The organism is Agathobaculum massiliense (assembly GCF_900291975.1).
GTDB lineage: Bacteria > Bacillota > Clostridia > Oscillospirales > Butyricicoccaceae > Agathobaculum > Agathobaculum ammoniilyticum.
The window spans coordinates 234,597-255,942 of record NZ_OMPN01000001.1; the positions used below are offsets into that span (position 1 = coordinate 234,597).

A 21,346-nucleotide genomic window follows, 5' to 3' on the forward strand; every position below is an offset into this window, starting at 1 on the left:
TGTCATGGTTCAGGTCACCCTTTCCGCGGAAAGCTGAGCGTCGCCAACAGCCCCGGCTGGGTATTGACAAACCGCGCCTTGCCTCCGTGTGCGCGGGTGATCTGGCGCACCAGCACAATCCCAAGGCCGTGCTGCGGCAGCTGCTCCCCAGCGGGGCGCCGCATCTGCGCCAGTGCCGCCTGCGGAAGACCGGCACCGTTATCGGCAACCGAGACCGACCAGGACTGCGCAGAAACGGAAAGGGACAGCTTGATATGAACGCTTCCAGCGTTGTGAAAGACGCTGTTGCGCAATAAATTATCCACCGCACGCCGGAGCAGCGTTTCGTCTCCTGTCACCGTCAAGGCGCCGGCCTCGGATGGGATATCCACCTCCAGCGATACCCGATCGTCTGACAGCATATTGAGCAGTTCGGCCGCCGCTGCGCGCAGCATCGCCGCTGGCCGAAAACTTCCCTGGTGCAGTGGTTGCAGCTCGTATTCCAGTTTGGAGGCCAGGTTCAGATCGCTCACCAGGCGACCAATCCGCTGGCTCTGTTCACGGATGATGCGCGCTTTGCGCCGCGCCTCCTCCGGCAGCACTCCGCTGCTTTCCAACTGCGCCGCATTCCCCTGTACCAGGGACAACGGGGTGCGGATATCGTGCGAAACGCCTGCGATCCACTCGGTACGTGTCCGGTCGCGCTTCTGCAGCATCGTCCGCTGCGTGGAAAGCTGGCGGGAGACCCGATTCAAGTCGGCGGAAAGCTGTCCCAGCACACCTCGTTCAGCAAGCTGCGTTCCCTCCCCCTTTGCCAGCGCGCCGATGCCCTCCGCAAGCGGCGCGGCGGCGCGGTACATGCGCCAACCAAGCAGCAACGCAAGCGCTAGCGCGACCAGCAGGTTCAGCGCCAGTACGCCGGGCGCCCATACCGACAATTGTTCGATCGTATAGGCGGAGGCCCGCATCAGGTATTTCCACTCGCTGCCCGGCTCACTGGCAAGTACCAGCAATCCATCCTCATCCGACCAAACATAAACCGGATAATCCTTCAGGTACCAGCGGGAAAAGGAGGCGATCTCTCCCGCCGTATACTGCCGGGGCAGGTTTTCCGGCATGCGGTCGCTCCAAACAACAGCGCCACTGTCGTCAAGCTGCATTGCCCAAGCATAACGCTCCTCCATTGCCCGACGCGCTTCTGCGGAAACAGCAAAGCATCCGTCCGTCTGACGCTCAATCCCGTCAGCGATGACCTCGACGCGGTCCTCCGGTCTGGGTTTCTCATCCGAACAATGCAAAATGAAGCCCAGCATCACACCCAGATTCAAGATCAACAAAAACAGCCCCACGCCGATTGCCGCGCCTACATACCGTCCGAGTATCCTGCCAAGACCCTTCATTGCCTATCCTCCCGTGTGAGCTTGTACCCAAGGCCGCGCACCGTCAGCAGCCAGCGCGGCTTGGAGGGATTATCTTCAATTTTTTCCCGCAGCCGGCGGATATGCACCATAAGCGTATTTTCGTATCCAAAATTTTCCTCGTCCCACACGGCGCGGCACAGCGCGTCTATGGTAACAATATTGCCCCGATTATCCGCGAGCTTGCGCAACAGCGCGTATTCCTTTGCGGTCAGCGGCGTGGAGTTCGCGTCACGAAGCACCAGCCCGCTGCCCCAATCCACAACCGTTTCCCCCAGCGATAGACACTCCCCCGCATTTTGCAGATTTGCGGCATAGGAACGCCGGAGCACCGCGGTCAGCCGCAGCACCAGTTCCTGCGGAAGAAAAGGCTTGGCGATATAATCATCCGCCCCTAAACCGAGTCCGTGCAGACGATCCGCATCCGCATCGCGTGCGGAAAGGAACAGAATAGGGATATCTCTTTCCTGCCGCAGCTCCTGCAGCAGCGAAAAGCCATCGCCGTCCGGCAGCATCACATCCAGCAGGATCGCCTCCGGCCTGATATCGCCCACCGCCCGCCGCGCCTCCGTACAGCTTTGCGCGGTATATACCGCGAGGAAGCCCGCCTGCATTAAAATCTCCTTTATCATATTGCAGAGCGCCGCCTCGTCATCCACAATTAATATTTTGCAGCTATAAATATCCCGCATATTGCATCACCCCAGCTATGATAACACATATTTCGGTCTATTTGTAAAAAAGTAAGGTAATTGTAAGGTAGGCTTCATCTTATTGTAAACTTCTCATTGTATCATTGTAATATAACAAAAAAGAGAAATGGAGTGTTCCCCTATGACGCAAAATCTGGTTGAAACAAAAGGGCTTTGCAAGAGCTATGGCGGTGCGCTGCGCGTCAAGAACCTGCACATGCAGGTGCCAGAGGGCGCGATATACGGCTTTCTCGGCCCCAACGGCGCCGGAAAGTCCACCACCTTGAAAATGATCCTCGGCCTGGCGCATCCTACCGGCGGCGAAATAGACGTATTCGGCAAACGGATGAATGCGAAAAACCGACTGGATATCTTAAAGGATATTGGTTCCCTGATCGAATCCCCTTCTTATTATGGCCATTTGACCGGCGAGGAAAATCTGAAGATCCTGCAGACGCTGCGGAAGGTTCCGGAACAGAATATTCGCGAGGCGCTCGAAATCGTTCGCCTGACCAGCCAAAAGGACAAGCAGGTCGCACATTACTCCCTCGGTATGAAGCAGCGGCTCGGATTGGCCGCCGCACTGCTTGCGCATCCCCGCCTGCTGATACTCGACGAGCCAACCAACGGTCTGGATCCTGCGGGGATTCAGGAAATGCGTGAGCTGATCTGCGACCTGCCGCGCCGCTTTGGCATGACCGTGCTGGTATCCAGCCACCTGCTCAGCGAGATCGATCAGATGGCGACCCATGTGGGCGTAATTGCGGATGGCGCCCTGGTCTACCAAAATACGATCGACCGTCTCCACGAGAAAAGCGAACATCATTTGGCGCTTCGTACGCTTAACAACCCGCTGGCGCAGGCGATCCTGACCCATGACGGCGTAATTAATGACTTGGACGCCGACGAGATTATTCTGCCGCCGCTGGAAAACGAAGAAGTCGCGCACTGCGTCGCCCTGCTGACTGACAGCGGGATTGGCGTGCTCCGTATTGAAGAACGCCGCAAAAACCTGGAGGATATTTTCCTGGAACTGACGGAGGGGGCGGCAAGCTTATGAAAGCGCTCAAAATGGAGTTTTTCAAATGCAGGCGCCGCCGGATATGGCTCCCCCTGCTGGTTATGCTGGCGGCGCAGCTCGCCTGGGGGCTGTACAGTCTCCGCGCGCTGTCGGAGCGGGAGCTGCAGCAGGGCTGGGCGATGATCCTATATAATTTCCCCATGCTCAACGCAATGATGACGCCTGTAATCGCGGCCGTGGTTGCCTCCCGTCTGGCTGATATTGAGCATAAGGGGCAAACCCTCAAGCTGCTTGAAACCGTGCAGCCAACCGGTTCGCTGTTCGACGCGAAGCTGATCTGCGGTGCTGCATACATGACCGGTTTTCTCGCCGTGCAAATGGCGGTCGTCCTGCTGTTCGGCATCTGCAGCGGTTTTGCCGGAAACCCACCGGTGACAAAGCTGACGGAATATTTTTTCTCCAGTTTGGTCACAACCCTGGCGATCCTGCTCTTACAGCTTGTCCTGTCTTTGCAGATCCAAAATCAGATGATCGGCATGATCGTCGGGCTGATCGGCTCGTTTATCGGACTGTTCTCCCTGTTTTTCCCGCCCAGCTTTCAAAAGGCTTTCGTATGGGCGTATTACGCGCTCCTGTATAACACCGGCATGGCGTGGGACGCATCGACCCATATCTCAGACTATTACTTCATCGATTTCAATCTCAGCGGCTTTCTTTGCCTGATCGCATATTTTCTGGTGATTTATGGGGTTGGCCGCGTGCTTTTTATCCGGAAGGAGGTCTAAACCATGCTGTTACGCACAATCTATGCAGAATTTTGCAAGCTGCATCACTCGTTTATCTGGCTCGCGCTTATCATTCTCCCCATCGTGTCCGCAGGATTGGGTACGGCGAATTATTTGAATAACCTGGGTCTGCTCACGGACCAATGGTATTCGCTCTGGACACAGCACGCCCTGTTTTACTGCACGCTGTTCGCTCCTGCCCTGACCGGCGTCTACTGCGCTTACGTCTGCCGTCTGGAACACCTCAACCGCAACTGGAACACCGTGATGACCCAGCCGATCCCTATCAGCGTCATGCTGGTTTCCAAGCTTTCCGTCGTATCCTTTTTGACGCTGCTCACGCAACTTTTCATCGGTATACTGTTCCTGATTAGTGGTAAGCTTGCAGGGCTGACCGCCCCTGTTCCATTTGCGCTTGTCTACTGGGTATTCCGCGGCTGGTGGGCGCTCACGGTGCAGGCGGCGCTGCTGCTTTGCGTTGCGCTGGTCATCCGGTCGTTTGCCGTTCCCGTTGCCACAGGCATCCTTGGTGGATTTTGCGGATTACCCGCGCTGGTCAAAGGCTTCGGCGTGTACTTTCCTTTTTCTCTGCTCAGTCTTGGGATGTGTTCCCACCATCCGACCGAGCCAATGGACTGCAGTGCGGCGGCATTCCTTATCAGCTCGTGCTTTTACCTGCTCCTGGGTCTTACTGCCAGCCTGCTTTGGCTGAAAAAAAGAGATATCAAAACAACATAAAAAGGAAGCGCGGCACGCCGCGCTTCCTTTTCCCTTATTTACAAAGAAAAGCCGTTTCTGAAGAAACGGCTTTTATGGTGGACATTGACGGGTTCGAACCGCCGACCTTCCGCACGTCAAGCGGATGCTCTTCCAGCTGAGCTAAATGTCCATGGAAAGGACGGTAAGCGTACCGTCCGTATTCGCTTGTGCAATCAGTTCTTGCAGCGCTCGAGATACTCGCCTGTACGGGTATCAATCTTGATGCGTTCGCCCTGTTCGATAAACAGCGGAACCTGCACCGTAGCGCCGGTCTCAACCACTGCGGGCTTGAGCGTATTGGTCGCCGTGTTTCCCTTGAAGCCCGGATCGGTCTCGGTGATCTCTAACTCGACGAAGAGCGGGGCTTCTACCGCAAACACGCTGCCTTTATAAGAGCAAACCTTGACGTTTTCATTTTCCTTGACAAAACGGAAATCATCACCGAGCGTGTCCTTGCCAATCGGGATCTGCTCGTAGGTTTCATTATCCATGAAGTAGTAAAGGTCGCCCTCGTTATAGAGATACTGCATATCGCGGCGCTCTACATATGCGGTTTCATATTTATCAGTCGGATTGAAAGAACGCTCGGTGACAGCGCCGGTGATCACGTTCTTCATCTTGACGCGAACAAAAGCAGCACCCTTGCCCGGCTTTACATGCTGGAACTCGATAACCTGCTGCACCTGACCGTCCATTTCAAAAGTAACGCCATTACGAAATTCGCCTGCGGTCATAATCGGTATTCCTCCAAAGAAAAAATCCTCGTTTTGCTGTCCTCACGAACAGCGCTTATTTATATTACCCCAATTTTCCCGTTTTGGCAAGAGGATTTTTCAATTTTTATTAAAATTTTTTTCACCCCACAAAACAGGCAAACGGCGCCGTTTATGAAACGGCGCCGCGCAGGCCCTATTCCCTTATATGTCGTGGCAGGTTCAGCAGCAGCAACCGCAGTTGTTTCCGCAGTTGTTCATATCGCTGTATCCATTATTGTTCTGGCAGCAGCAGATCCAGATCAGGATGACCACGATAATGATCCACCACCAGTTGTTTTCGCCCCAAAGAGAATTAGAAGAACACATAAGTTATTTCCTCCTATCAAAGATTTCACTTCATACTATGGAGGAAGCAGCGCGTTGGTTACACGGCGTCAGAAATTTTTCCCAGCAGTCCGTCCCGAAACAGCCCCCGCACCTCTACGGCTACCGGCGTATTCTTGCAAATCCCCCCCCCTTCTATATAGATAGGAAAGCCATATTGTCCATGCGACATCCAGCGTCCGCCCACACAGTGTTCCGGCAGGACCTCCAGCGTTTTCCCCACAAACCGTCCAAGGTATTTCTCTGTGAGCGCAGCCGCAGCCTTTTTAGCACGCGCGGCTCGTTCCGCCTTCACCGCTTTCGGCAGCTGCCCGTCCATTCGGGCGGCGCGCGTCTTTTCACGGATTGAAAACGGGAACACATGTACTGCGGAAAACGCGCATTTTTCCAAAAACGTAAGCGTTTGTGCGAACTCCTCTTCGGTCTCCCTGGGAAAACCAACGATCAGGTCGGTAGTCACCGAGCAGTCCGGAAAATATTTTTTCAGCAGTTGTACTTTATCATAATACGCTTCCGTTGTGTATTTCCTTCCCATACGCTGTAGCACACTGTCGCACCCGCTTTGCAGGGACAAGTGAAAATGGCGTGCAAGGTTGGAAAATCCTGCTGACCGCTCGCAAAACTCCCTGTCAACAATGCGTGGGTCGAGAGAACCCAAGCGGAAACGCATCGCGGGATTGGCGGCCAGAAGCCGGCACAGCAGATCGGTCAGGGACACCGGCGGAACCAGGTCGCGGCCATAAGAGGCGATCTCGATCCCTGTCAGGACGATTTCATGCACGCCCTCCCGCAAAAGGCGGGCGGCTTCCTGCAGAGCCTGCTCCGGCACCATGGAGCGTACCCTGCCGCGAGCATAGGGAATAATGCAGTAGGCGCAGAAATTGTCGCAGCCGTCTTCGATCTTCAGCAAGGCCCGTGTGCGCCCATCCGGCACACCGGCAGGCAGATATTCAAAGCAGCCCTGTCCGTCCCGTTCCTCTCCTGCCGGCGGCAAATGGAGAACCGCATTTTCACACAGGCCGATCACCGCGGCTCGGTCGCGCGTGCCGCATATGATATCGACCTCCTCTGTTTTTCGGATGCGCTCCGGATCGATCTGCGCAAAACAGCCGCACGCGGCAATCACGGCATGCGGATTTTCCTTGCGCAGCTTATGAAAAGCACGGATATTTTTGTGGTCCGATACCGAGGTGACCGTGCAGGTGTTAACAATGACAGCGTCAGCACCATTTTCCACAATTTCATGCCCACGTTCTTGTGCAAGCTGCTGTAACGCTTGCGTCTCAAACAGATTTACTTTGCAGCCCAACGTAAAAAAAGCAAATTTCATACAGCACTCCTACTGGGTAAATTGGTATATTTTTTCTGTATTATAGCATAAAATCGGTCGCTTTTCCAAGGAAACTTAAATTTAATTTGACAAATCCAGGCATACATGATATACTGTTTCCGTAATGTAACCTGATACTGTAATCACTTTGTAACTATTAAGGAGTGCATATCTATGCCTACCACCGCCAAGAAGAACGATCTTCTGGAATATAAAGGCCATCCGCTGATGCGCAAGGAGAATATCATTTACTATGGTTCCATGAGCGACTCTCACATCATTATGATGCAGATCTTGGATGCCGGCGAGGTCAAAGGGCTTCCTGTCGCAAAGCGCGTTTCCGTACAGCTCCAGCAGACAAACCCCAATGTTCGCATGAAAGAGCGTATTGTGAAAAAAACCGAAAAAGACAGCCTGTGGGCGGCGATGGATATCGCCTCGATTTGGCTCGGACGTGCGCTCAACAGCAAGTAAAAGCCGAAGCATGGTAAAACGAAGGAGCTTATCCATGAATTCACCAAAAAAACTGATTCGGATCGCTGTCTCGGCCGCTTTAGCGGCTTCAATGCTTCTGCCGAACGCTTTCGCATTGTATCCCGCAAAGGTCAAGGCGGACGCCCTGTATCTCCGTGAGGCCCCTGAGGGAAACATTATTGCAACCCTGCCGCAGGATACGGTGCTTGCCGTGGTCAACAACAGCAACAGTTGGTTCAAGGTCGTTGTAAATGGCCGCGAGGGTTATGTCAGTGGCGAATACCTGACCGGTACGCTGACCAGCGACTTTAATTTAGGGACCGGCCATATCGTCTGCGATACGACCGTCAACCTCCGCGAACAGCCCAACACCTCCTCCTCGGTTCTTGCCTCCCTGTCCAACAGTACCGCCGTTTCTGTGACTGGCGTATACCAGGGATGGTATAAGGTGTCCTGTAATGGCAAAAACGGATACGTCCATCCGGATTACATAACGTTTGCCGCAGTGCAGACGCCGGCTCCGGCAGAGAACAAGGCTCCGGTCACCCCAGATTCCAACGTTGTTTCCTATACCGGAACAAGTGAAGCGCGGGCTGAGGTTCTGGAATACGCAGCCCAGTTCCTCGGGACGCCCTATGTTTACGGCGGAAGTTCTCCCAGCGGTTTTGACTGCTCCGGCTTTACCTCCTATGTATTTAACAATACGGTAGGATCCATCCCCCGGGTGGCGCAGTCCCAGTTTAACGCCACAACGCATGTTTCCCGTGAGGAGCTGTTGCCCGGCGATCTGGTGTTCTTTGGGAGCAGCGCTTCTTCCATCAGCCATGTCGGCATCTATGTGGGAGACGATACGTTTATCCACTCCCCCCACACAGGCGATGTGGTAAAGTATGAATCTCTCTCCGGTAACTATGCGTCCCGTTTCCAGGGCGGCGGACGAGTGATTTTCGATTGATCAAAAGCCTTTCGCTGTATACAGCGAAAGGCTTTTTCTATGCCTCCAGGGAAATGGCTCCATCCGCAAAACGGATTGCTTTCGGTTCTATCCCCCATGTCATGAGCTGACGGTTCAGGCTGTCCGCTATTTGCTCGGATATCTTTGCTGCGGTTTCCTCTGGTAAAACAATCCCGGCAATTTCCATCGTGGCGCAGTCCAGCTTTATACTGCCTGATTCCGCGGATATATTCCAAACGCTATACACCTTGCAGGGGTCTGGCAGAAACAATACCGCCGTTCTCATCCCCCCTGTTGCAAGCCCGCTGTCCACCAGGCTCTGCTTCTGCACGGACGCCCCCAGGGATACGATTCCATCCTTGCTGATTTTTGCAGTGATGCCGTCCGGTGAAAACGGAAGCGCCTGCACGATCATCGTACACAGGTCATCCTCGCTGAGCTGCATTTTCATCTGGAGATCCTCCTCTTCTTCTGTTTGCGGCGCCGGAGCCGGATTTTCCGGCTCCTTTGTCTCTATTTGATCGGCAGGGTGACCAAGCAGCATCCTGCCGATCATCAGCAGGCACAGCAGCATGCAGACACCCAATATCAGCGTATATACGAAACTGCGTTCCTCATCCATAAGGTGTTCCCGCCTCTTTTCATTCTGTCGTTACCGAATTATATGCATATACACCGCAGCATATGAAAAAAACCTGCTGGGAGCATCCCAGCAGGTTTTTCCATTTTACTCAGTTGCAGCACTTAGAGGAATTCTTATTCCCGCAGCCGCAGCTTCCGCAGGCGTTGCCGCCGCCGACATTGCCGGTCATGCAGTCCGAAAACTCCTGCTTGGGCGGGAAGAATTCATCGATCGGGAACTCAAAGTTCGCAAAGATCGCACACGGATCCTGCGCTTCACCAGCACCGCTGTTCGAGCAATCGCGGCGCGGCAGGCAGATATCGTAAGCCGGCATCAGCAGTTGGATATCACGTTCCAGACGAATGATCGAGAACTGGCCCAGCGTAATGAACAGCTGGTAGCCATCGGTACCCAGAACAAGATCGTCGCCCTGGAAGCAGCCGCCGATCGCGCGCGGCACTTCGTTCAATGCACAGCAGCAGCAGTTGCAGGAAACCTCCGGCGCTACGACGCGGGCGTCCAGCAGGATCGGGTCAACAACCTCCACCACCGCGGTCGGTTTGTTGCTGTCCGGACAGAGCTGGACATCCATGCCATCCTCTACAAAACGGGACGAGAAAATGCGTGCGCCGCCCTCGCCGCCGAACAGAACAACGCGCTTATCAAAGACGGACAGACCATCGATGATGCGGGGGCGTCCGACCAGGCAGCTGACTTCGCACTTGATCTTATAGAAGAATCGAATATCAATCGTGTAGAACCCGCGGTTGAACTGCACCTTCTCCACATCGATCTTGACGCAAAGCAGCTCTGCGGAACGCGGCTTCACCGATACGATGCCGCCGGAATTAAGCAGTTCCTGCGCATCGCGGCACAGATATACCCGAATATCGCGCAGGCATTCCTTGCTGCGGCAGGAATCATAAACTTTACTGGTGTGAACACAAACCGCCTCACGGATACCGCCGGCAACGTTATTATTACCATTGCCGCAGATCGGGCCGGGGCAGCAGACTTTATCAGCCATGTATATTACCTCCAAATAGTGATTGAAGAGACTTCAATACCAGTCTATTCAAAGGTACGCCGTGTGTTACTGCACCAAATCCTCGTCTGTGACAAAGAACTCCTGATCCATATCCATGCAGCGGCGGTCCAGCTCGGAGGTCGTGCCAAGCCGCCGCCGCACAGCGTCATATTCCTGCCTTGCCCTGGGATTCTCTTTCCCTGTGCGTACCGCGCGTATCAGCAGGTTTTTCGGCGTATCGAGCGGCGAAATATATTCAACCACAGAAACGCGGTAGCCCTCCGCCTCCAGTTTGAGCGCGCGCATACTATCGGTCAAAACATCGTTGAATCGTGCTTTGAATACCCCGTGTTTGGTCAGGGGGGCGAGGTCGGGCAGACGGTACTGATCCAGCAATTCCTTGTGGCAGCACGGCACACAGGCAATATATCTTGCCCGCGCGCGTATCGCGGTCGCCAATGCAAGGTCGGTCGCGATATCGCACGCATGCAGTGAAATCACCGCCGTTACATTCTTCGGCGGCTGGTAGGCTCTCAGATCCGCGCACTGGAATACCATATTATGATAACCGAGCCGCTTTGCCATTGCCCTGCTTTCTTCAATAACATGCTCATTAATGTCAACGCCGATCACGCGGCACCGCCGCCGCAGCACATTGTGCAGGTAATAATTCATCACAAAGCTGAGATAAGATTTTCCGCAGGCGCAGTCCAGAAGGACGATTTCCTCCCCGTCGTCTTTTTCGAACATGGGGGCAACCAGTTCAACATAGTGGTCTATCTGGTTATATTTACGGATCATATCGTTTTTGAGCTTTCCGTCTGCTGTGAGGATGCCTATTTCCCGTAAAAGCGGCGCTGCATGGTCAACGCGGATCAAATACTGCCGACCGCTGTCCAGCAGGGGATTCGCCGCAGTCGCCTGCTCTTCGGTTGTCGCTTCCCGCTCCGCCTGCTTCATCTGTACGCCGCGCGCGTCTACCGTCAGCGACACGACGGTACCGCGTTCGGTGTAGGACAAACGTGCTTCGTCGAATTTCTCCGCCTGCTGGGAGAAAAAAGCACAGAAAGCCACGGAGTCGACCGCCGTCTCCGTCCCTTGGAAGCGGAGCGTATAGCCTGTCTCCGCCCGTGCCAGGCTGGCGTCAAATTTCTTTTTCCCAGATAGGAATATGCAGTCTGCCCGCACAAAGTAATCCCTGTTTTTTGTCAGCCGCGCCGCAATACCGGTCAATAACAGCTTCAGCTTGGCCTGATCGCCTTTTTGCATACTATTCGCACCTCTTGCCCGCCCTGGCCGGCGGTGTTTTCCATTGTTTTAATATAACATATCACGCTGGTTTTTGCCACGCTGAAAACCGTTTCACAACGACAATGTGTGCCAATCTGGAAACAGCTTTTCGGTCTCGTGGGAAACCAGAACAACCGCGCGCCCCCTCCGGTACCGGCGCAACGCTTCTGCCGCATGCCAGAGGGTCTGCGCGTCCAGACCGGCAAACGGTTCATCAAGCACCAGGATATCTCCCTGCGCCGCAAGCGCCCGTGCCAGCGCGACCCGTCGACGCATCCCGCCGGAAAGCGTACAGACCGGCTGTTCCAGAGCACTGTCGGGAAGCAGCGTGTTCAGAATGCGGAACGCGGATGGACTGTCGTCGCAGACCAGCGCTACGTTCTGCAAAGCACTCCAATTTTCGACCAGACGGTCCTCCTGAAACACTGGGCAAAAGCGAACCGCAGCTGGTATGATCCGCTTTCCGCTATCGGGTTGCTCCAGCCCCATCATCAGCCGCAGAAGCGTTGTTTTTCCAATGCCGGAAGCGCCGGTTACCTGCCAGCACTCCCCTGGCCCGAGCGTCCAGCACAGGTCATGAAGCACCGCGTTTCCGTCAAACGCCTTATCAATATGCTCCATCCGCAGCATCATGCGGCGATCCCCCATTTCCTTTGCACAGTGGCAAGCGCGAAAACCAGCAGCCGCTCCAGCGCCAGGCTGAGCAGGATGATCACCAGCGACCACGCAAACAAATCCGCCGTATTTAGATAGAGCTTGGATAAATAAAGCTGCTCCCCAATCGACCAGCGCGGAAGCCCGATGATTTCACCCGCAACGCCAGCCTTCAGCGCCATACCGACGGATACACGGCAGGCGGACAGCAAATACGGCAGACAGGCGGGCAGCCACACGGCCCGCAGGCGTTTGGCTGGCGTCAAATGAAAAAGCTGCGCCATTTCCAGCATCCCCTGATCGGTCTGCTGCAGACCCTCGCCCAAATTGATGTATACAGCGGGAAAAACAACAAAAAATGCGGTTAAGACGGAAATCCATTCCGAACGGACCCAAATCAGCGCCACCACGATGAAACACGCCACCGGAAGGCTTTTCATCACCTGTATCAGCGGCCCGAGCAGCATACGGAGAACCGGCATCCGGCGGCAGGCGATGGCAAGCAGACAGCCTGTGCTAAAGGCCAGCAAAAAACCCGATGCGATTTTCCCCAACGAATGCGCGATCGAAAACCAGAATTCACTGTTCCGCAATAGGGAAAGCAGGCTCCGCACCGTCGGTACGGGACCTGCAAATAACAGCTTGGGCAAAAGCACAGCCGCCGCCTGCCAAACAGCCAGCCAGAAAAGCGCGGTCACACCGATGCGAAACCAGCGCTTAGCCCAAATAGTAGAAACCTTCATCGGGCAGCGTTCCCCCTACCGCGTCCGGCGCGATCCCGTAAAGCATTTCCAGATAATCCGAAACCCAGCCCTTCATCTCCTGTCCCGACGCTGCCGCCACAGGGTTGAAATTGGTCAACACGAGCTGTGCTACTGGCGCCTTGACGATACCGTATGCTTCGATCAACTGCGCGCCTGCCTCCGGATCGGAAACAACCGTTTCAACAGACTGCTGATGATCCTGCACGAACTGCGCCACCGCCGCAGGATGCTCATCCGCAAACGCCTTGCGGACGACCGTGACGCCGGTCGCGATCCCCTGCCCATTCGGGCTGTACGTTTTCCATGCGTCTTCCAGCGGGAAATTAATTGATAGTTCCTGATCCTGCATCAATGCAACGGTTGCGAAAGGCTGCGGCAGGATGCCGACCGCTTCTGCATCCTGCGACAGTGCGGATACCACCTCGGTCGCCTCGCTTTTGAATGCAATCGTCAAATCGCTTTCCTCGATACCGCTTTTGTCAAGCAGGTAACGCAGCGTCCACTCCGGCGTAGTCCCCTTGCCGGTCATATAAATGGTCCTGCCCGCTAAGCCCTCAAGCGTATTCAGGGCTTCGTCGTGAGAAACCGCGTATAATACGTTTCCGGCGTTGACGTCCAACACCTGCACGCCGCCCTCGGTCCTCTGGTACAGGGTTGCCGCCAGATTGGTCGGGATAAGCGCGATGTCCACCTCGTCTTTACCGATCAACGGGACGATCTCGTCCGCAGAGGTATAGAGATCGAACTGGTAATGTGTCTCGTCCCCCTCGTTATCCTTCATCATCTGAACCAGCCCCATGGCTGTAGGTCCTTTCAAGGCGGCGACGCGGATACTTACCCCGTCTTCGTAACCAGCTTCCACCGTCGCTGTTTGCTGCTGCTCAGGCTCCTGCAGCGCCGTATCGCCCTGTCCACAGCCCGCAAGCAGGGATAACGCCATCACTGACGCCACTAAACCGGATAAAATACGTTTCATTTCCATTCTCTCCTTATTTTGCCATCATGGATTTGACCTGAACATGCTTCAGCCGGCCCAGCTTGCCGCACAGTGCGTTGATCGTATCGATCGTGCTGTCCATCACGATCGTAATAATCGAACAGCTTTCACGATAATGCGGAAGCCCCATGCGCCCAATGATCGAGGCACCATATTCGTGAAGCAGGGCGTTGACTTCGCCGCTGGATTCGCGGTCCTCGACAATAATGCCCAAAATCGCAATACGGTTTTCCATTTTATTCCTCCTGCAACAAAAAACGTCCTGCATCCACACGACACAGAACGCCCGTTTTATGGTTTTTCGCTCTTTCATCGCAGATCGAATCTTTGACAGCAGACACTGATTTTATGCAGACGCTCGCCCGGCAGCGCATGCTTTCGGGAAAGGAAGTCCTTGAAAAAAGTATACCCCAGTTTGCTCGATTTTGTCAATGTATATTTCGCCCGTGATCGGAGAGACTAATGGGGAAATCAAAAAAGGAGGTCTTTCTTATGGATCGTTCAAACTGCAACAAGGCAATCCGCTGCACTGTCAATCAGTGCGCCAATCACAGTGACGGTGCAGAGTATTGCGCGCTGGACTGCATCACCGTAGGCACGCATGAGGCCAACCCGACGGTCGATCAGTGTACTGACTGCAAATCTTTCCAGAGAAAGTGCTGCTGATCTCGATTTCCCGATGGAAAGGAGCGGATGCCGACTGGTGCCCGCTCCTTTCCATTTATTTTTTTCGCAGCAAAACCTTATATGTGCGCTCAACGCCAAATGCGCCGAGCGGGGCGGTTATCAGGATCGACAGCACCGCGACGGTCAAAACAATCTGTCCGCACGCCAGGCCCATAGAAAGCGGCACGGCGCCGATCGCGGCCTGCACCGTTGCCTTCGGCATATAAGCTATCATACAGAACAGCCTCTCCTTTGCGTTCAGCACAGTTCCCAGCATACAGCAGAATACGCCGGCCATCCGGAATAAAAGCACACAACATAGCAGTAATACAACGGCAGGGCCAGCCTGCGCTGCATAGCGGATATCGACAGCGGCACCCACCAGCACAAACAAAAGCACCTCTGCCGCGACCCATAGCCTGGAAAACTTGGCCGACAGACGCACCGCGACTTCAGGCCTGTTACGCTGCAGCAAGATGCCAAGGCACATAACAGCGATCAGGCCGGAAAACGGAACAATGCCTTTCACACGGTTTTCCAATGCCACCAGCAGGAATGCGGCGCTCAGGATTATCAGCACCTTTGCCGTATCGCGCATATGCTTTTTTCGAAAAAGCAATGCAAGCAGGTGCCCCAGCGCTGCGCCGCACGCTATGCCGAGCAGGATCGACAGCGGGACCTGTAAGAAATCCATCACGGCAACCGTATCTCCTTGGGAAATGCCTGTGAAAGCGGTAAATAGCACAATGACAAAGACATCGTCCACCGATGCACCCGCGAGAATCATCTGCGGTATGCTTTTGGCTGTCCCATAGCCTTCCTCCATCAGCCGGAGCATTTTAGGTACAATAACCGCGGGCGATACCGCCGCAATTACCGCTCCCATGACCGCTGCTTCCAGAGCAGTAATCCCCAGCATCTTCGGCGCCAGCAGCACCATGCCACATATCTCAAAGCAGGCCGGCACAAAGCACATAAGCACGGCCGGCCGCCCCACGCGTTTCAAATCCGCGATATTCAGCGACAGTCCAGCCCTTGTCAGGATGATGATCAGCGCGAGCTGCCGCAGGTCGGCGCTGATTCCCAGCAGCGCAGGGTCTAATAGGTTGAGTACACAGGGGCCGAGCAGGATGCCTGTAACCAGCATACCGAGCAGGCTTGGCAGGCCGATCCGGCTAAACACCCATCCGAGCAGCATCCCCAACAGGAACACATACGCCAAACTTGTTAACATTAACTTTTACCTCCATTTTTGGCGGAGCATAAAAAAAGCTGATGCCCCGCACGTTTTTTCGTGCAGAAGTCATCAGCTTTTTCAAGCGGTTCAGGCAGTATGCGCCAAGGGAGAACTTCATTCCCTTTTGTTATTATATCAGGCTTCCTCTGCGTTTTCAAGATTTTTTGTATCGCCGGCGATAAATGTGATCGCCCGACTGAAGTTTGTAATGTCCGCGTGCTTTACCGCGCCGCCAAACTCCCCGTCCAGCGTCCACAGGACATCGTTCTTCGCATCAAACGTGATCTGCGACGTCCGGAAATACACAAAGCGGCTGGAGTCCACATTTCCCGTCAGCAGGTCATTGGCAAGCCACTGAAGCTCCATGGGGTTTTCTACCGGATAGACCAAAAGCACCTCATACAAGCCATCGTCCAGCGCCACATCATCCGTTGAAATTGTTTTGAAGCCCCCGACGGAGACGGTATTGGACACCATGCCGAAAATAAAATCGTCCTCTACCGTCATTTCCGCGCTGTTCACACACATATGGTGTTCCCTGATGCTGGTCAGTGATTTGACACCTTCTATGATATACGCTGCGCGGCCAAAGACGTTTTTAGTCTGCTGCGGCGTTGCGTAGGATACCTCGGTAAACACGCCGAACGCCGCGATATAGTTGAAATACCGTTCGTTGAACATCCCGATATCGAGCGCTTGCAAATTGTCGCTGGCTGCGACAGCCGCCGCCTCCACCGGAGATTTGGGTATGCCCAGACTGAGTGCAAAATCGTTTGTCGTACCCGCAGGGATATAACCAAGCGGCGGGCGGGTCTGCGCTTCCATCAGGCCGGTGACCACTTCGTTGAGCGTTCCATCCCCGCCCGCACAGACAATGCGGTCAAACTCCGCCGCCCTTTCCCGCGCAACGCGGGTTGCATCTTTCGTCCCCTGCGTGGCATAGAGGGTAACGTCATAGCCCGCTTTCTGGAACGTACTCACGCAATCGACGACCTTGCCAGCGATCGCGCCGCGTCCCGCATGCGGGTTGACGATCCAAAGCAGCTTTTTCATCCAGGCATACCCTCTCCTCTAATTTATGAAATTAAACCGCACACCGCGTTGGCATAGGACACCGGATCATCAACCGGCAGGCCCTCGATCAGAAGCGCCTGCGTATAGAGTATTTCCGCGTAGACCGCAACTTTATCCGAGTTCTGCTGCTGCAGCTCGCAAAGCTTTTTGAAAACCGGATGCTCCGCGTTCAGCTCCAAAATGCGCTCCGCGTGTACGCGCTGGCTATCGTCGAGCGCCTGCTGGTTGAGTACCTTTTCCATCTCCAAGGTCACAGGCCCTTCCGCGCGCAGGCAGCACGGATGACTTTTCAGGCGGCCGGTTAATTCCACTTTCTTTACCTGACCCTCCAGTGCTGTTCCCAACGCAGCCAAAAGCGTCTCATTCTCCTCGGTCAGCTTTTTGATTTCCGCCTTTTCATCTTCGCTCTCCAGTCCGAGATCCGCGTCAGCGATCGACTTGAATTCTTTCTCCTGATAGCTTGCCAGCATTTTTATGCAGAACTCATCGATGTTATCATCCAGGCACAGAACCTCATAGCCCTTGTCGCGCAGCGTCTCCATCGCCGGCAGCAGTTTGATCTTATCGATCGTTTCCCCGCAGGCATAGTAGATATATTTCTGTTCCTCTTTCATGCGGGAAACATATTCCTCCAACGTGACCAGCTTATCTTCGGTGGAGGAATGGTAAATCAGAAGATCCTGCAGTAAGTCCTTATGCGCGCCGTAGTCCACATATGCACCATATTTAATCTGGCGTCCAAATGCCTTCCAGAACTTTTCATATTCCTCGCGCTGGTCTTTCTGCATTTTGAGCAGCTCGCTCTTGATTTTCTTCTCAATGCTCTGCGCAATCGCTTTCAGGTGACGGTCGTGCTGCAGCATCTCACGGGAAATATTGAGCGAAAGATCCGCTGTATCCACCATACCGCGCACAAAGCTGAAATGGTCGGGCAGCAGGTCGGCGCACTTATCCATGATCAGGACGCCATTGGAATAAAGCTGCAGCCCTTTCTCATAGTCCTTGGTATAGTAATCCATCGGCGCGTGCGCAGGGATGAACAGCATCGCCGTATAGGTCACCGCTCCCTCCACGCTGGAATGGATATGGCAGAGCGGGGGCTGGTAATCGTAAAATTTGGAAGTATAAAACGAATTGTATTCCTCCTCCGTCAAATCCTTTTTGGACTTTTTCCAAATCGGGACCATGGAGTTAAGGGTTGTGTTTTCCGTGTATTCCTCCCATTCCGGCTGGTAATCCTCCCCTGCATCCGCCGGCTTTTCCTTCATACGGGAGCGTATCATGTCCATCTTGATCGGATACCGAATATAATCCGAATACTTCTTTACCAATGCTTGTATCCTGTATGGTTCCAGGAATTCGTCATAGGTTTCGTTTTCCGTATTTTCCTTGATTGTAAGCGTAATACGGGTGCCGTTTTCCTCTTTTTCACACGGCGTTACGGTATAGCCAGCCGTGCCGTCGGATTCCCAACGGTTTGCCTGGTCGCTGCCGATCGCACGGGATACAACCTCAACATGGCTTGCGACCATAAATGCCGCATAGAAGCCAACGCCGAACTGGCCGATAATATCAATATCCGCCTGATCCTGGTTCTCTTTCTTAAAAGCAAGCGAGCCGGAACGGGCGATCGTACCCAGGTTGCTTTCCAGCTCCTCCGCTGTCATGCCGCAACCGTGGTCTTCAATCACAAAGCGGCGGTTTTCCTTGTCAAGCGTCAGCTCGATCGGTAAGCTGTCGCGCGTGATGCCGGTCTTGCCATCTTTCATTGCGTTATAGTAAAGCTTATCCGTTGCATCCGAAGCGTTGGAAATCAGCTCCCGCAGGAAAATTTCTTTATGTGTATAAATCGAATTGATCATTAAGTCCAACAGGCGCTTGGACTCCGCCTTAAATTGTTTCTTTGCCATGATCGATGCACCTCTATTGATGAAATGATGTTAGCACTCTAACACTTCGAGTGCCAACACTGTAATGATAATACCATGGAAAGGAAAAATCAAGCCCTCCCTCCAAAATTCATTTTTTATTCAAAAAGAAATGGAAGTCGCATTGCAACAAAATAAAAAGGGCCACATCATAGCGATATGCCCCCTTTCTGCTATTTTGCTGCTTGTACTGCGTGAATTTTTACGGACTGCCTTTTCCTTTCTGCACGACGACCACATGAGGATAGGCGATTTCGATTCCTTCCTGCTCGTAGATTTTCTTGATATTTTCCTGCACCGTGCATTTCAGACTGAACGCAGTACCGTTGTCCTTGGCCCAAAGCGACGCGCGCAGCGTGACTGCGGATTCCGCCAGCGTCAGAACGACCACCTGTACCAGCGACACGCCGGCCGCAACCTGTTCGGGCGTACGCACATCAAGGAAGTCCGGCTGGCGGGCGATCTCCTGCGCGAGCAGCTCCTTTGCGCGGGCGATATCGGATTCATAGGTCACACCGATTTCGAGGAATGCGCAGACGCGGCTGTCGCCATAGTCCGCATTTTCGATAATCGAATTGTTCATCACGCTGTTCGGCACGATCACGCGCTTGTTTTCGTAGGTGCGGATAGCGGTGTGGTGCAGGGTGATCTCCTCGACCACACCGGAAATGTCGTTATCCACACAGCGCACCACGTCTCCAATCACAAACGGTTTGAACGCCAGAATCATCATCCCGCTGACTATGCTGCCCAGCGCCTCCTGCGATGCCAGACCGCCGACCACCGCGAGCACGCCACCCGCGGCCATCAGCTTGTTCATACCCGCGCTGAGCGCCGGTATGTTGGAAACGATCACCGCAAAACCTGTAAAATATAAGGCTGCGATCGCAAGATACCGGCAGAACGCCAATATCGTCGCGTTGCCGCTGCTGACCTGCTTCTGCCGGTCGATCAGCCGGAGCATAATCCGGTTAACCACCCGCACGCAGACCAGCGTCACAATACTTGTGGCCGCGATAAACAGTGCGGTCAGCGCGATGCCGGGCAAGCCGTTCTCTATCAAGTTTTCCTGCCAGCTCACCCAAGCATCCCTCCTTCCACCGAATCTTTAGTACGCAATACCCCAAACGACCATTTTATGCGCCGGTTTCCCGCATACCGGACATACGTCCGCGATATGCTCCTGCTCGAACGGCATGCAGCGGCTCGGCATACCGGTTTCCTCCTTGATCTTTTCCTCGCAGGCTAGGTCGCCGCACCACATGGATTTGATAAAGCCCGTATGCTCGGTGAGGATCGACTTCATCTCGTCAAGCGTCTTCGCGGTATAGGTGTGCTCCTCACGGTTTTTCAGCGCCTTCTGGAACAGGGCATCCTGAATTTCCTGCAGCAGCGCCGGAATTTTTTCCGTCAGCTCTTCAAATTTCACAACGGTCTTTTCACGGTTGTCACGGCGTACCAAAACACACTGCCCGTTTGCGATATCGCGCGGTCCGACCTCCAGCCGGAGCGGCACGCCCTTCATCTCGTACTCGGCGAACTTCCAACCGGGGCTGTTTTCGGACAGGTCGATCTTTGCGCGCACACCAGCTGCTTTTACCATTTCATAAATCTCCTGCGCCTTTTCGGTCACGCCCGGCTTATGGCTTGCCACCGGAATGACAACAAGCTGTGTCGGCGCAATACGGGGCGGCAGTACGAGACCTTCGTTGTCGCCATGTGTCATAATAATCGCGCCGATCATGCGCGTAGACATGCCCCATGAGGTCTGGTACATATATTGGAGCGTATTGTTCTTATCCGTGTACTGCATTCCGAACGCGCGCGCAAATCCGTCGCCGAAGTAGTGCGAGGTGCCGGACTGCAGCGCCTTGCAGTCATGCATCATGGCCTCGATGGTGTAGGTTTTCTCTGCGCCCGCAAAGCGTTCCTTTTCAGTTTTCTCCCCCTTGATGACCGGAATAGCGAGCCATTCCTCCGCAAACCTGGCGTAAATATTCAGCATACGGAGGGTCTCCTCCATCGCTTCTTCCGCCGTTGCATGGACAGTATGCCCTTCCTGCCACCAGAATTCCCGGCTGCGCAGGAACGGACGGGTGGTTTTTTCCCACCGGACCACGCTGCACCACTGGTTATACAGCTTTGGCAGGTCGCGCCAGGAGCGAACGATTTTCGCGTAATGCTCGCAGAACAGCGTTTCCGACGTCGGACGGACGCAAAGACGCTCTTCCAGCTTTTCCGAGCCGCCATGCGTGACCCAAGCCACCTCGGGCGCAAAGCCTTCAACATGGTCTTTTTCCTTCTGCAGCAGGCTTTCCGGTATAAAAATCGGCATCGCGACGTTTTCATGTCCGGTTTCTTTGAACATACCGTCCAGCGCCTGCTGGATGTTTTCCCACAGCGCCTGCGCGTACGGGCGCATAATAACGCAGCCCTTGACCGAGGAATAGTCGATCATCTCCGCTTTTTTCACGATATCGGTGTACCACTGCGCAAAATCCACATCCATGGATGTGATCTCGCTGACCAGCTTCTTCTGTTCTGCCATAATTGTATTCCCTCACCTTTTCCAAA

The 21,346-nt window shown here is 54.2% G+C and carries 23 protein-coding genes, 1 tRNA gene and 1 riboswitch; of the genes, 6 read left to right on the top strand and 18 right to left on the bottom strand.

What is annotated here, in order from left to right; genetic code table 11:
- Positions 1-14: 14 nt before the first annotated feature.
- Positions 15-1,379, bottom strand: coding sequence for a sensor histidine kinase (locus DBQ51_RS01080; RefSeq protein ID WP_107630520.1), 1,365 nt, complete (start codon positions 1,377-1,379; stop codon positions 15-17).
- Positions 1,376-2,089 (bottom strand): response regulator transcription factor, encoded by a 714-nt coding sequence (locus DBQ51_RS01085; protein WP_054325976.1) that lies wholly within the window; start codon positions 2,087-2,089, stop codon positions 1,376-1,378. Before DBQ51_RS01085 ends, DBQ51_RS01080 begins: the two co-directional genes overlap by 4 nt.
- A 142-nt stretch (positions 2,090-2,231) precedes the next feature.
- Between DBQ51_RS01085 and DBQ51_RS01090 the strand changes: the two genes are divergently transcribed.
- Genes DBQ51_RS01090 through DBQ51_RS01100 form a run of 3 tightly spaced genes read left to right on the top strand, consistent with a single transcriptional unit; the run spans position 2,232 to position 4,633 of the window.
- Positions 2,232-3,149 carry an ATP-binding cassette domain-containing protein gene (locus DBQ51_RS01090; protein WP_107630521.1) on the top strand — a complete coding sequence of 306 codons (918 nt, stop codon included), beginning with the start codon at positions 2,232-2,234 and terminating at the stop codon, positions 3,147-3,149.
- Positions 3,146-3,895 carry an ABC transporter permease gene (locus DBQ51_RS01095; RefSeq protein WP_107630522.1) on the top strand — a complete coding sequence of 250 codons (750 nt, stop codon included), beginning with the start codon at positions 3,146-3,148 and terminating at the stop codon, positions 3,893-3,895. The genes DBQ51_RS01090 and DBQ51_RS01095 overlap by 4 nt, the downstream gene beginning before the upstream one ends.
- A 3-nt stretch (positions 3,896-3,898) precedes the next feature.
- Entirely contained in the window at positions 3,899-4,633 is a 735-nt protein-coding gene (locus DBQ51_RS01100; protein WP_107630523.1) for an ABC transporter permease, read from the top strand.
- Positions 4,634-4,708: 75 nt separating this feature from the next.
- Here the strand turns inward: DBQ51_RS01100 and DBQ51_RS01105 are convergent.
- The 4 genes from DBQ51_RS01105 to mtaB all read right to left on the bottom strand — a co-directional run bounded on the left by DBQ51_RS01105 (position 4,709) and on the right by mtaB (position 7,084).
- Positions 4,709-4,784 (bottom strand) — tRNA-Val (locus tag DBQ51_RS01105).
- A 43-nt stretch (positions 4,785-4,827) separates the two neighbouring features.
- Positions 4,828-5,391: an elongation factor P gene (efp, locus tag DBQ51_RS01110; RefSeq protein WP_054325979.1), complete on the bottom strand. Its 564-nt coding sequence runs from the start codon at positions 5,389-5,391 to the stop codon at positions 4,828-4,830.
- A gap of 198 nt (positions 5,392-5,589) precedes the next feature.
- Positions 5,590-5,736 (bottom strand): hypothetical protein, encoded by a 147-nt coding sequence (locus tag DBQ51_RS16735; RefSeq protein ID WP_162838358.1) that lies wholly within the window; start codon positions 5,734-5,736, stop codon positions 5,590-5,592.
- A gap of 58 nt (positions 5,737-5,794) precedes the next feature.
- On the bottom strand, positions 5,795-7,084 hold the full coding sequence (gene mtaB / locus DBQ51_RS01115) for a tRNA (N(6)-L-threonylcarbamoyladenosine(37)-C(2))-methylthiotransferase MtaB (protein WP_107630524.1): 1,290 nt from the start codon (positions 7,082-7,084) through the stop codon (positions 5,795-5,797).
- Positions 7,085-7,258: 174 nt separating this feature from the next.
- Between mtaB and DBQ51_RS01120 the strand changes: the two genes are divergently transcribed.
- Together DBQ51_RS01120 and DBQ51_RS01125 are read left to right on the top strand one after the other, a co-directional pair.
- Positions 7,259-7,558, top strand: a complete 300-nt coding sequence (locus DBQ51_RS01120) for a hypothetical protein (protein ID WP_054325982.1) — start codon at positions 7,259-7,261, stop codon at positions 7,556-7,558.
- Positions 7,559-7,592: 34 nt separating this feature from the next.
- A complete protein-coding gene (locus DBQ51_RS01125; protein ID WP_159068019.1) occupies positions 7,593-8,513 on the top strand; it encodes a C40 family peptidase in 921 nt (306 codons plus the stop codon).
- Positions 8,514-8,550: 37 nt separating this feature from the next.
- Here the strand turns inward: DBQ51_RS01125 and DBQ51_RS01130 are convergent, their stop codons facing one another.
- The 7 genes from DBQ51_RS01130 to DBQ51_RS01160 all read right to left on the bottom strand — a co-directional run bounded on the left by DBQ51_RS01130 (position 8,551) and on the right by DBQ51_RS01160 (position 14,102).
- Positions 8,551-9,135 carry a hypothetical protein gene (locus DBQ51_RS01130; RefSeq protein WP_054325984.1) on the bottom strand — a complete coding sequence of 195 codons (585 nt, stop codon included), beginning with the start codon at positions 9,133-9,135 and terminating at the stop codon, positions 8,551-8,553.
- 109 nt (positions 9,136-9,244) lie between these two features.
- The gene (locus DBQ51_RS01135; protein WP_199855171.1) at positions 9,245-10,162 is read right to left on the bottom strand and encodes a hypothetical protein; all 918 of its coding nucleotides are present in this window, start codon (positions 10,160-10,162) and stop codon (positions 9,245-9,247) included.
- Positions 10,163-10,228: 66 nt separating this feature from the next.
- On the bottom strand, positions 10,229-11,431 hold the full coding sequence (locus DBQ51_RS01140) for a class I SAM-dependent methyltransferase (RefSeq protein ID WP_054325985.1): 1,203 nt from the start codon (positions 11,429-11,431) through the stop codon (positions 10,229-10,231).
- A 93-nt stretch (positions 11,432-11,524) separates the two neighbouring features.
- Complete coding sequence (locus DBQ51_RS01145) at positions 11,525-12,085, bottom strand: ABC transporter ATP-binding protein (RefSeq protein WP_159068020.1); 561 nt, start codon at positions 12,083-12,085, stop codon at positions 11,525-11,527.
- Positions 12,082-12,849 (bottom strand): ABC transporter permease, encoded by a 768-nt coding sequence (locus DBQ51_RS01150; RefSeq protein WP_107630527.1) that lies wholly within the window; start codon positions 12,847-12,849, stop codon positions 12,082-12,084. The genes DBQ51_RS01145 and DBQ51_RS01150 overlap by 4 nt, the downstream gene beginning before the upstream one ends.
- The gene (locus DBQ51_RS01155; RefSeq protein ID WP_159068021.1) at positions 12,824-13,846 is read right to left on the bottom strand and encodes an ABC transporter substrate-binding protein; all 1,023 of its coding nucleotides are present in this window, start codon (positions 13,844-13,846) and stop codon (positions 12,824-12,826) included. The genes DBQ51_RS01150 and DBQ51_RS01155 overlap by 26 nt, the downstream gene beginning before the upstream one ends.
- A 13-nt stretch (positions 13,847-13,859) precedes the next feature.
- A complete protein-coding gene (locus tag DBQ51_RS01160) occupies positions 13,860-14,102 on the bottom strand; it encodes a TM1266 family iron-only hydrogenase system putative regulator (protein WP_054325989.1) in 243 nt (80 codons plus the stop codon).
- Positions 14,103-14,359: 257 nt separating this feature from the next.
- Here DBQ51_RS01160 and DBQ51_RS01165 point away from each other — a divergent pair, with 257 nt between their 5' ends.
- Positions 14,360-14,533, top strand: a complete 174-nt coding sequence (locus DBQ51_RS01165) for a DUF1540 domain-containing protein (RefSeq protein WP_082396669.1) — start codon at positions 14,360-14,362, stop codon at positions 14,531-14,533.
- Between the two features lie 55 nt (positions 14,534-14,588).
- Here the strand turns inward: DBQ51_RS01165 and DBQ51_RS01170 are convergent, their stop codons facing one another.
- From DBQ51_RS01170 to proS, 5 genes are all read right to left on the bottom strand, one after another.
- Positions 14,589-15,767, bottom strand: coding sequence for a cation:proton antiporter (locus tag DBQ51_RS01170; RefSeq protein WP_107630529.1), 1,179 nt, complete (start codon positions 15,765-15,767; stop codon positions 14,589-14,591).
- 56 nt (positions 15,768-15,823) lie between these two features.
- Positions 15,824-15,901: riboswitch (Fluoride riboswitch) on the bottom strand.
- A 4-nt stretch (positions 15,902-15,905) separates the two neighbouring features.
- The gene (locus DBQ51_RS01175) at positions 15,906-16,823 is read right to left on the bottom strand and encodes a diacylglycerol/lipid kinase family protein (RefSeq protein WP_107630530.1); all 918 of its coding nucleotides are present in this window, start codon (positions 16,821-16,823) and stop codon (positions 15,906-15,908) included.
- Positions 16,824-16,846: 23 nt separating this feature from the next.
- Entirely contained in the window at positions 16,847-18,754 is a 1,908-nt protein-coding gene (gene htpG / locus DBQ51_RS01180) for a molecular chaperone HtpG (RefSeq protein ID WP_107630531.1), read from the bottom strand.
- Between the two features lie 220 nt (positions 18,755-18,974).
- Positions 18,975-19,853, bottom strand: coding sequence for a mechanosensitive ion channel family protein (locus DBQ51_RS01185; RefSeq protein ID WP_107630532.1), 879 nt, complete (start codon positions 19,851-19,853; stop codon positions 18,975-18,977).
- 27 nt (positions 19,854-19,880) lie between these two features.
- Positions 19,881-21,320 (bottom strand): proline--tRNA ligase, encoded by a 1,440-nt coding sequence (gene proS / locus DBQ51_RS01190; protein ID WP_107630533.1) that lies wholly within the window; start codon positions 21,318-21,320, stop codon positions 19,881-19,883.
- Positions 21,321-21,346 lie beyond the last annotated feature (26 nt).

What these genes read in the sequence shown, in the direction of transcription:
- DBQ51_RS01085 (WP_054325976.1), bottom strand. Translation starts at nt 2,089, where the DNA reads ATGCGGGATATTTATAGCTGCAAAATATTAATTGTGGATGACGAGGCG.
- DBQ51_RS01155 (WP_159068021.1), bottom strand. Translation starts at nt 13,846, where the DNA reads ATGAAACGTATTTTATCCGGTTTAGTGGCGTCAGTGATGGCGTTATCC.
- DBQ51_RS01175 (WP_107630530.1), bottom strand. Translation starts at nt 16,823, where the DNA reads ATGAAAAAGCTGCTTTGGATCGTCAACCCGCATGCGGGACGCGGCGCG.
- htpG (WP_107630531.1), bottom strand. Translation starts at nt 18,754, where the DNA reads ATGGCAAAGAAACAATTTAAGGCGGAGTCCAAGCGCCTGTTGGACTTA.
- DBQ51_RS01100 (WP_107630523.1), top strand. Translation starts at nt 3,899, where the DNA reads ATGCTGTTACGCACAATCTATGCAGAATTTTGCAAGCTGCATCACTCG.
- proS (WP_107630533.1), bottom strand. Translation starts at nt 21,320, where the DNA reads ATGGCAGAACAGAAGAAGCTGGTCAGCGAGATCACATCCATGGATGTG.
- DBQ51_RS01130 (WP_054325984.1), bottom strand. Translation starts at nt 9,135, where the DNA reads ATGGATGAGGAACGCAGTTTCGTATATACGCTGATATTGGGTGTCTGC.
- DBQ51_RS16735 (WP_162838358.1), bottom strand. Translation starts at nt 5,736, where the DNA reads ATGTGTTCTTCTAATTCTCTTTGGGGCGAAAACAACTGGTGGTGGATC.
- DBQ51_RS01135 (WP_199855171.1), bottom strand. Translation starts at nt 10,162, where the DNA reads ATGGCTGATAAAGTCTGCTGCCCCGGCCCGATCTGCGGCAATGGTAAT.
- DBQ51_RS01150 (WP_107630527.1), bottom strand. Translation starts at nt 12,849, where the DNA reads ATGAAGGTTTCTACTATTTGGGCTAAGCGCTGGTTTCGCATCGGTGTG.
- DBQ51_RS01120 (WP_054325982.1), top strand. Translation starts at nt 7,259, where the DNA reads ATGCCTACCACCGCCAAGAAGAACGATCTTCTGGAATATAAAGGCCAT.
- DBQ51_RS01095 (WP_107630522.1), top strand. Translation starts at nt 3,146, where the DNA reads ATGAAAGCGCTCAAAATGGAGTTTTTCAAATGCAGGCGCCGCCGGATA.
- mtaB (WP_107630524.1), bottom strand. Translation starts at nt 7,084, where the DNA reads ATGAAATTTGCTTTTTTTACGTTGGGCTGCAAAGTAAATCTGTTTGAG.
- DBQ51_RS01080 (WP_107630520.1), bottom strand. Translation starts at nt 1,379, where the DNA reads ATGAAGGGTCTTGGCAGGATACTCGGACGGTATGTAGGCGCGGCAATC.
- DBQ51_RS01125 (WP_159068019.1), top strand. Translation starts at nt 7,593, where the DNA reads ATGAATTCACCAAAAAAACTGATTCGGATCGCTGTCTCGGCCGCTTTA.
- DBQ51_RS01140 (WP_054325985.1), bottom strand. Translation starts at nt 11,431, where the DNA reads ATGCAAAAAGGCGATCAGGCCAAGCTGAAGCTGTTATTGACCGGTATT.
- DBQ51_RS01170 (WP_107630529.1), bottom strand. Translation starts at nt 15,767, where the DNA reads ATGTTAACAAGTTTGGCGTATGTGTTCCTGTTGGGGATGCTGCTCGGA.
- DBQ51_RS01145 (WP_159068020.1), bottom strand. Translation starts at nt 12,085, where the DNA reads ATGATGCTGCGGATGGAGCATATTGATAAGGCGTTTGACGGAAACGCG.
- DBQ51_RS01160 (WP_054325989.1), bottom strand. Translation starts at nt 14,102, where the DNA reads ATGGAAAACCGTATTGCGATTTTGGGCATTATTGTCGAGGACCGCGAA.
- DBQ51_RS01165 (WP_082396669.1), top strand. Translation starts at nt 14,360, where the DNA reads ATGGATCGTTCAAACTGCAACAAGGCAATCCGCTGCACTGTCAATCAG.
- DBQ51_RS01090 (WP_107630521.1), top strand. Translation starts at nt 2,232, where the DNA reads ATGACGCAAAATCTGGTTGAAACAAAAGGGCTTTGCAAGAGCTATGGC.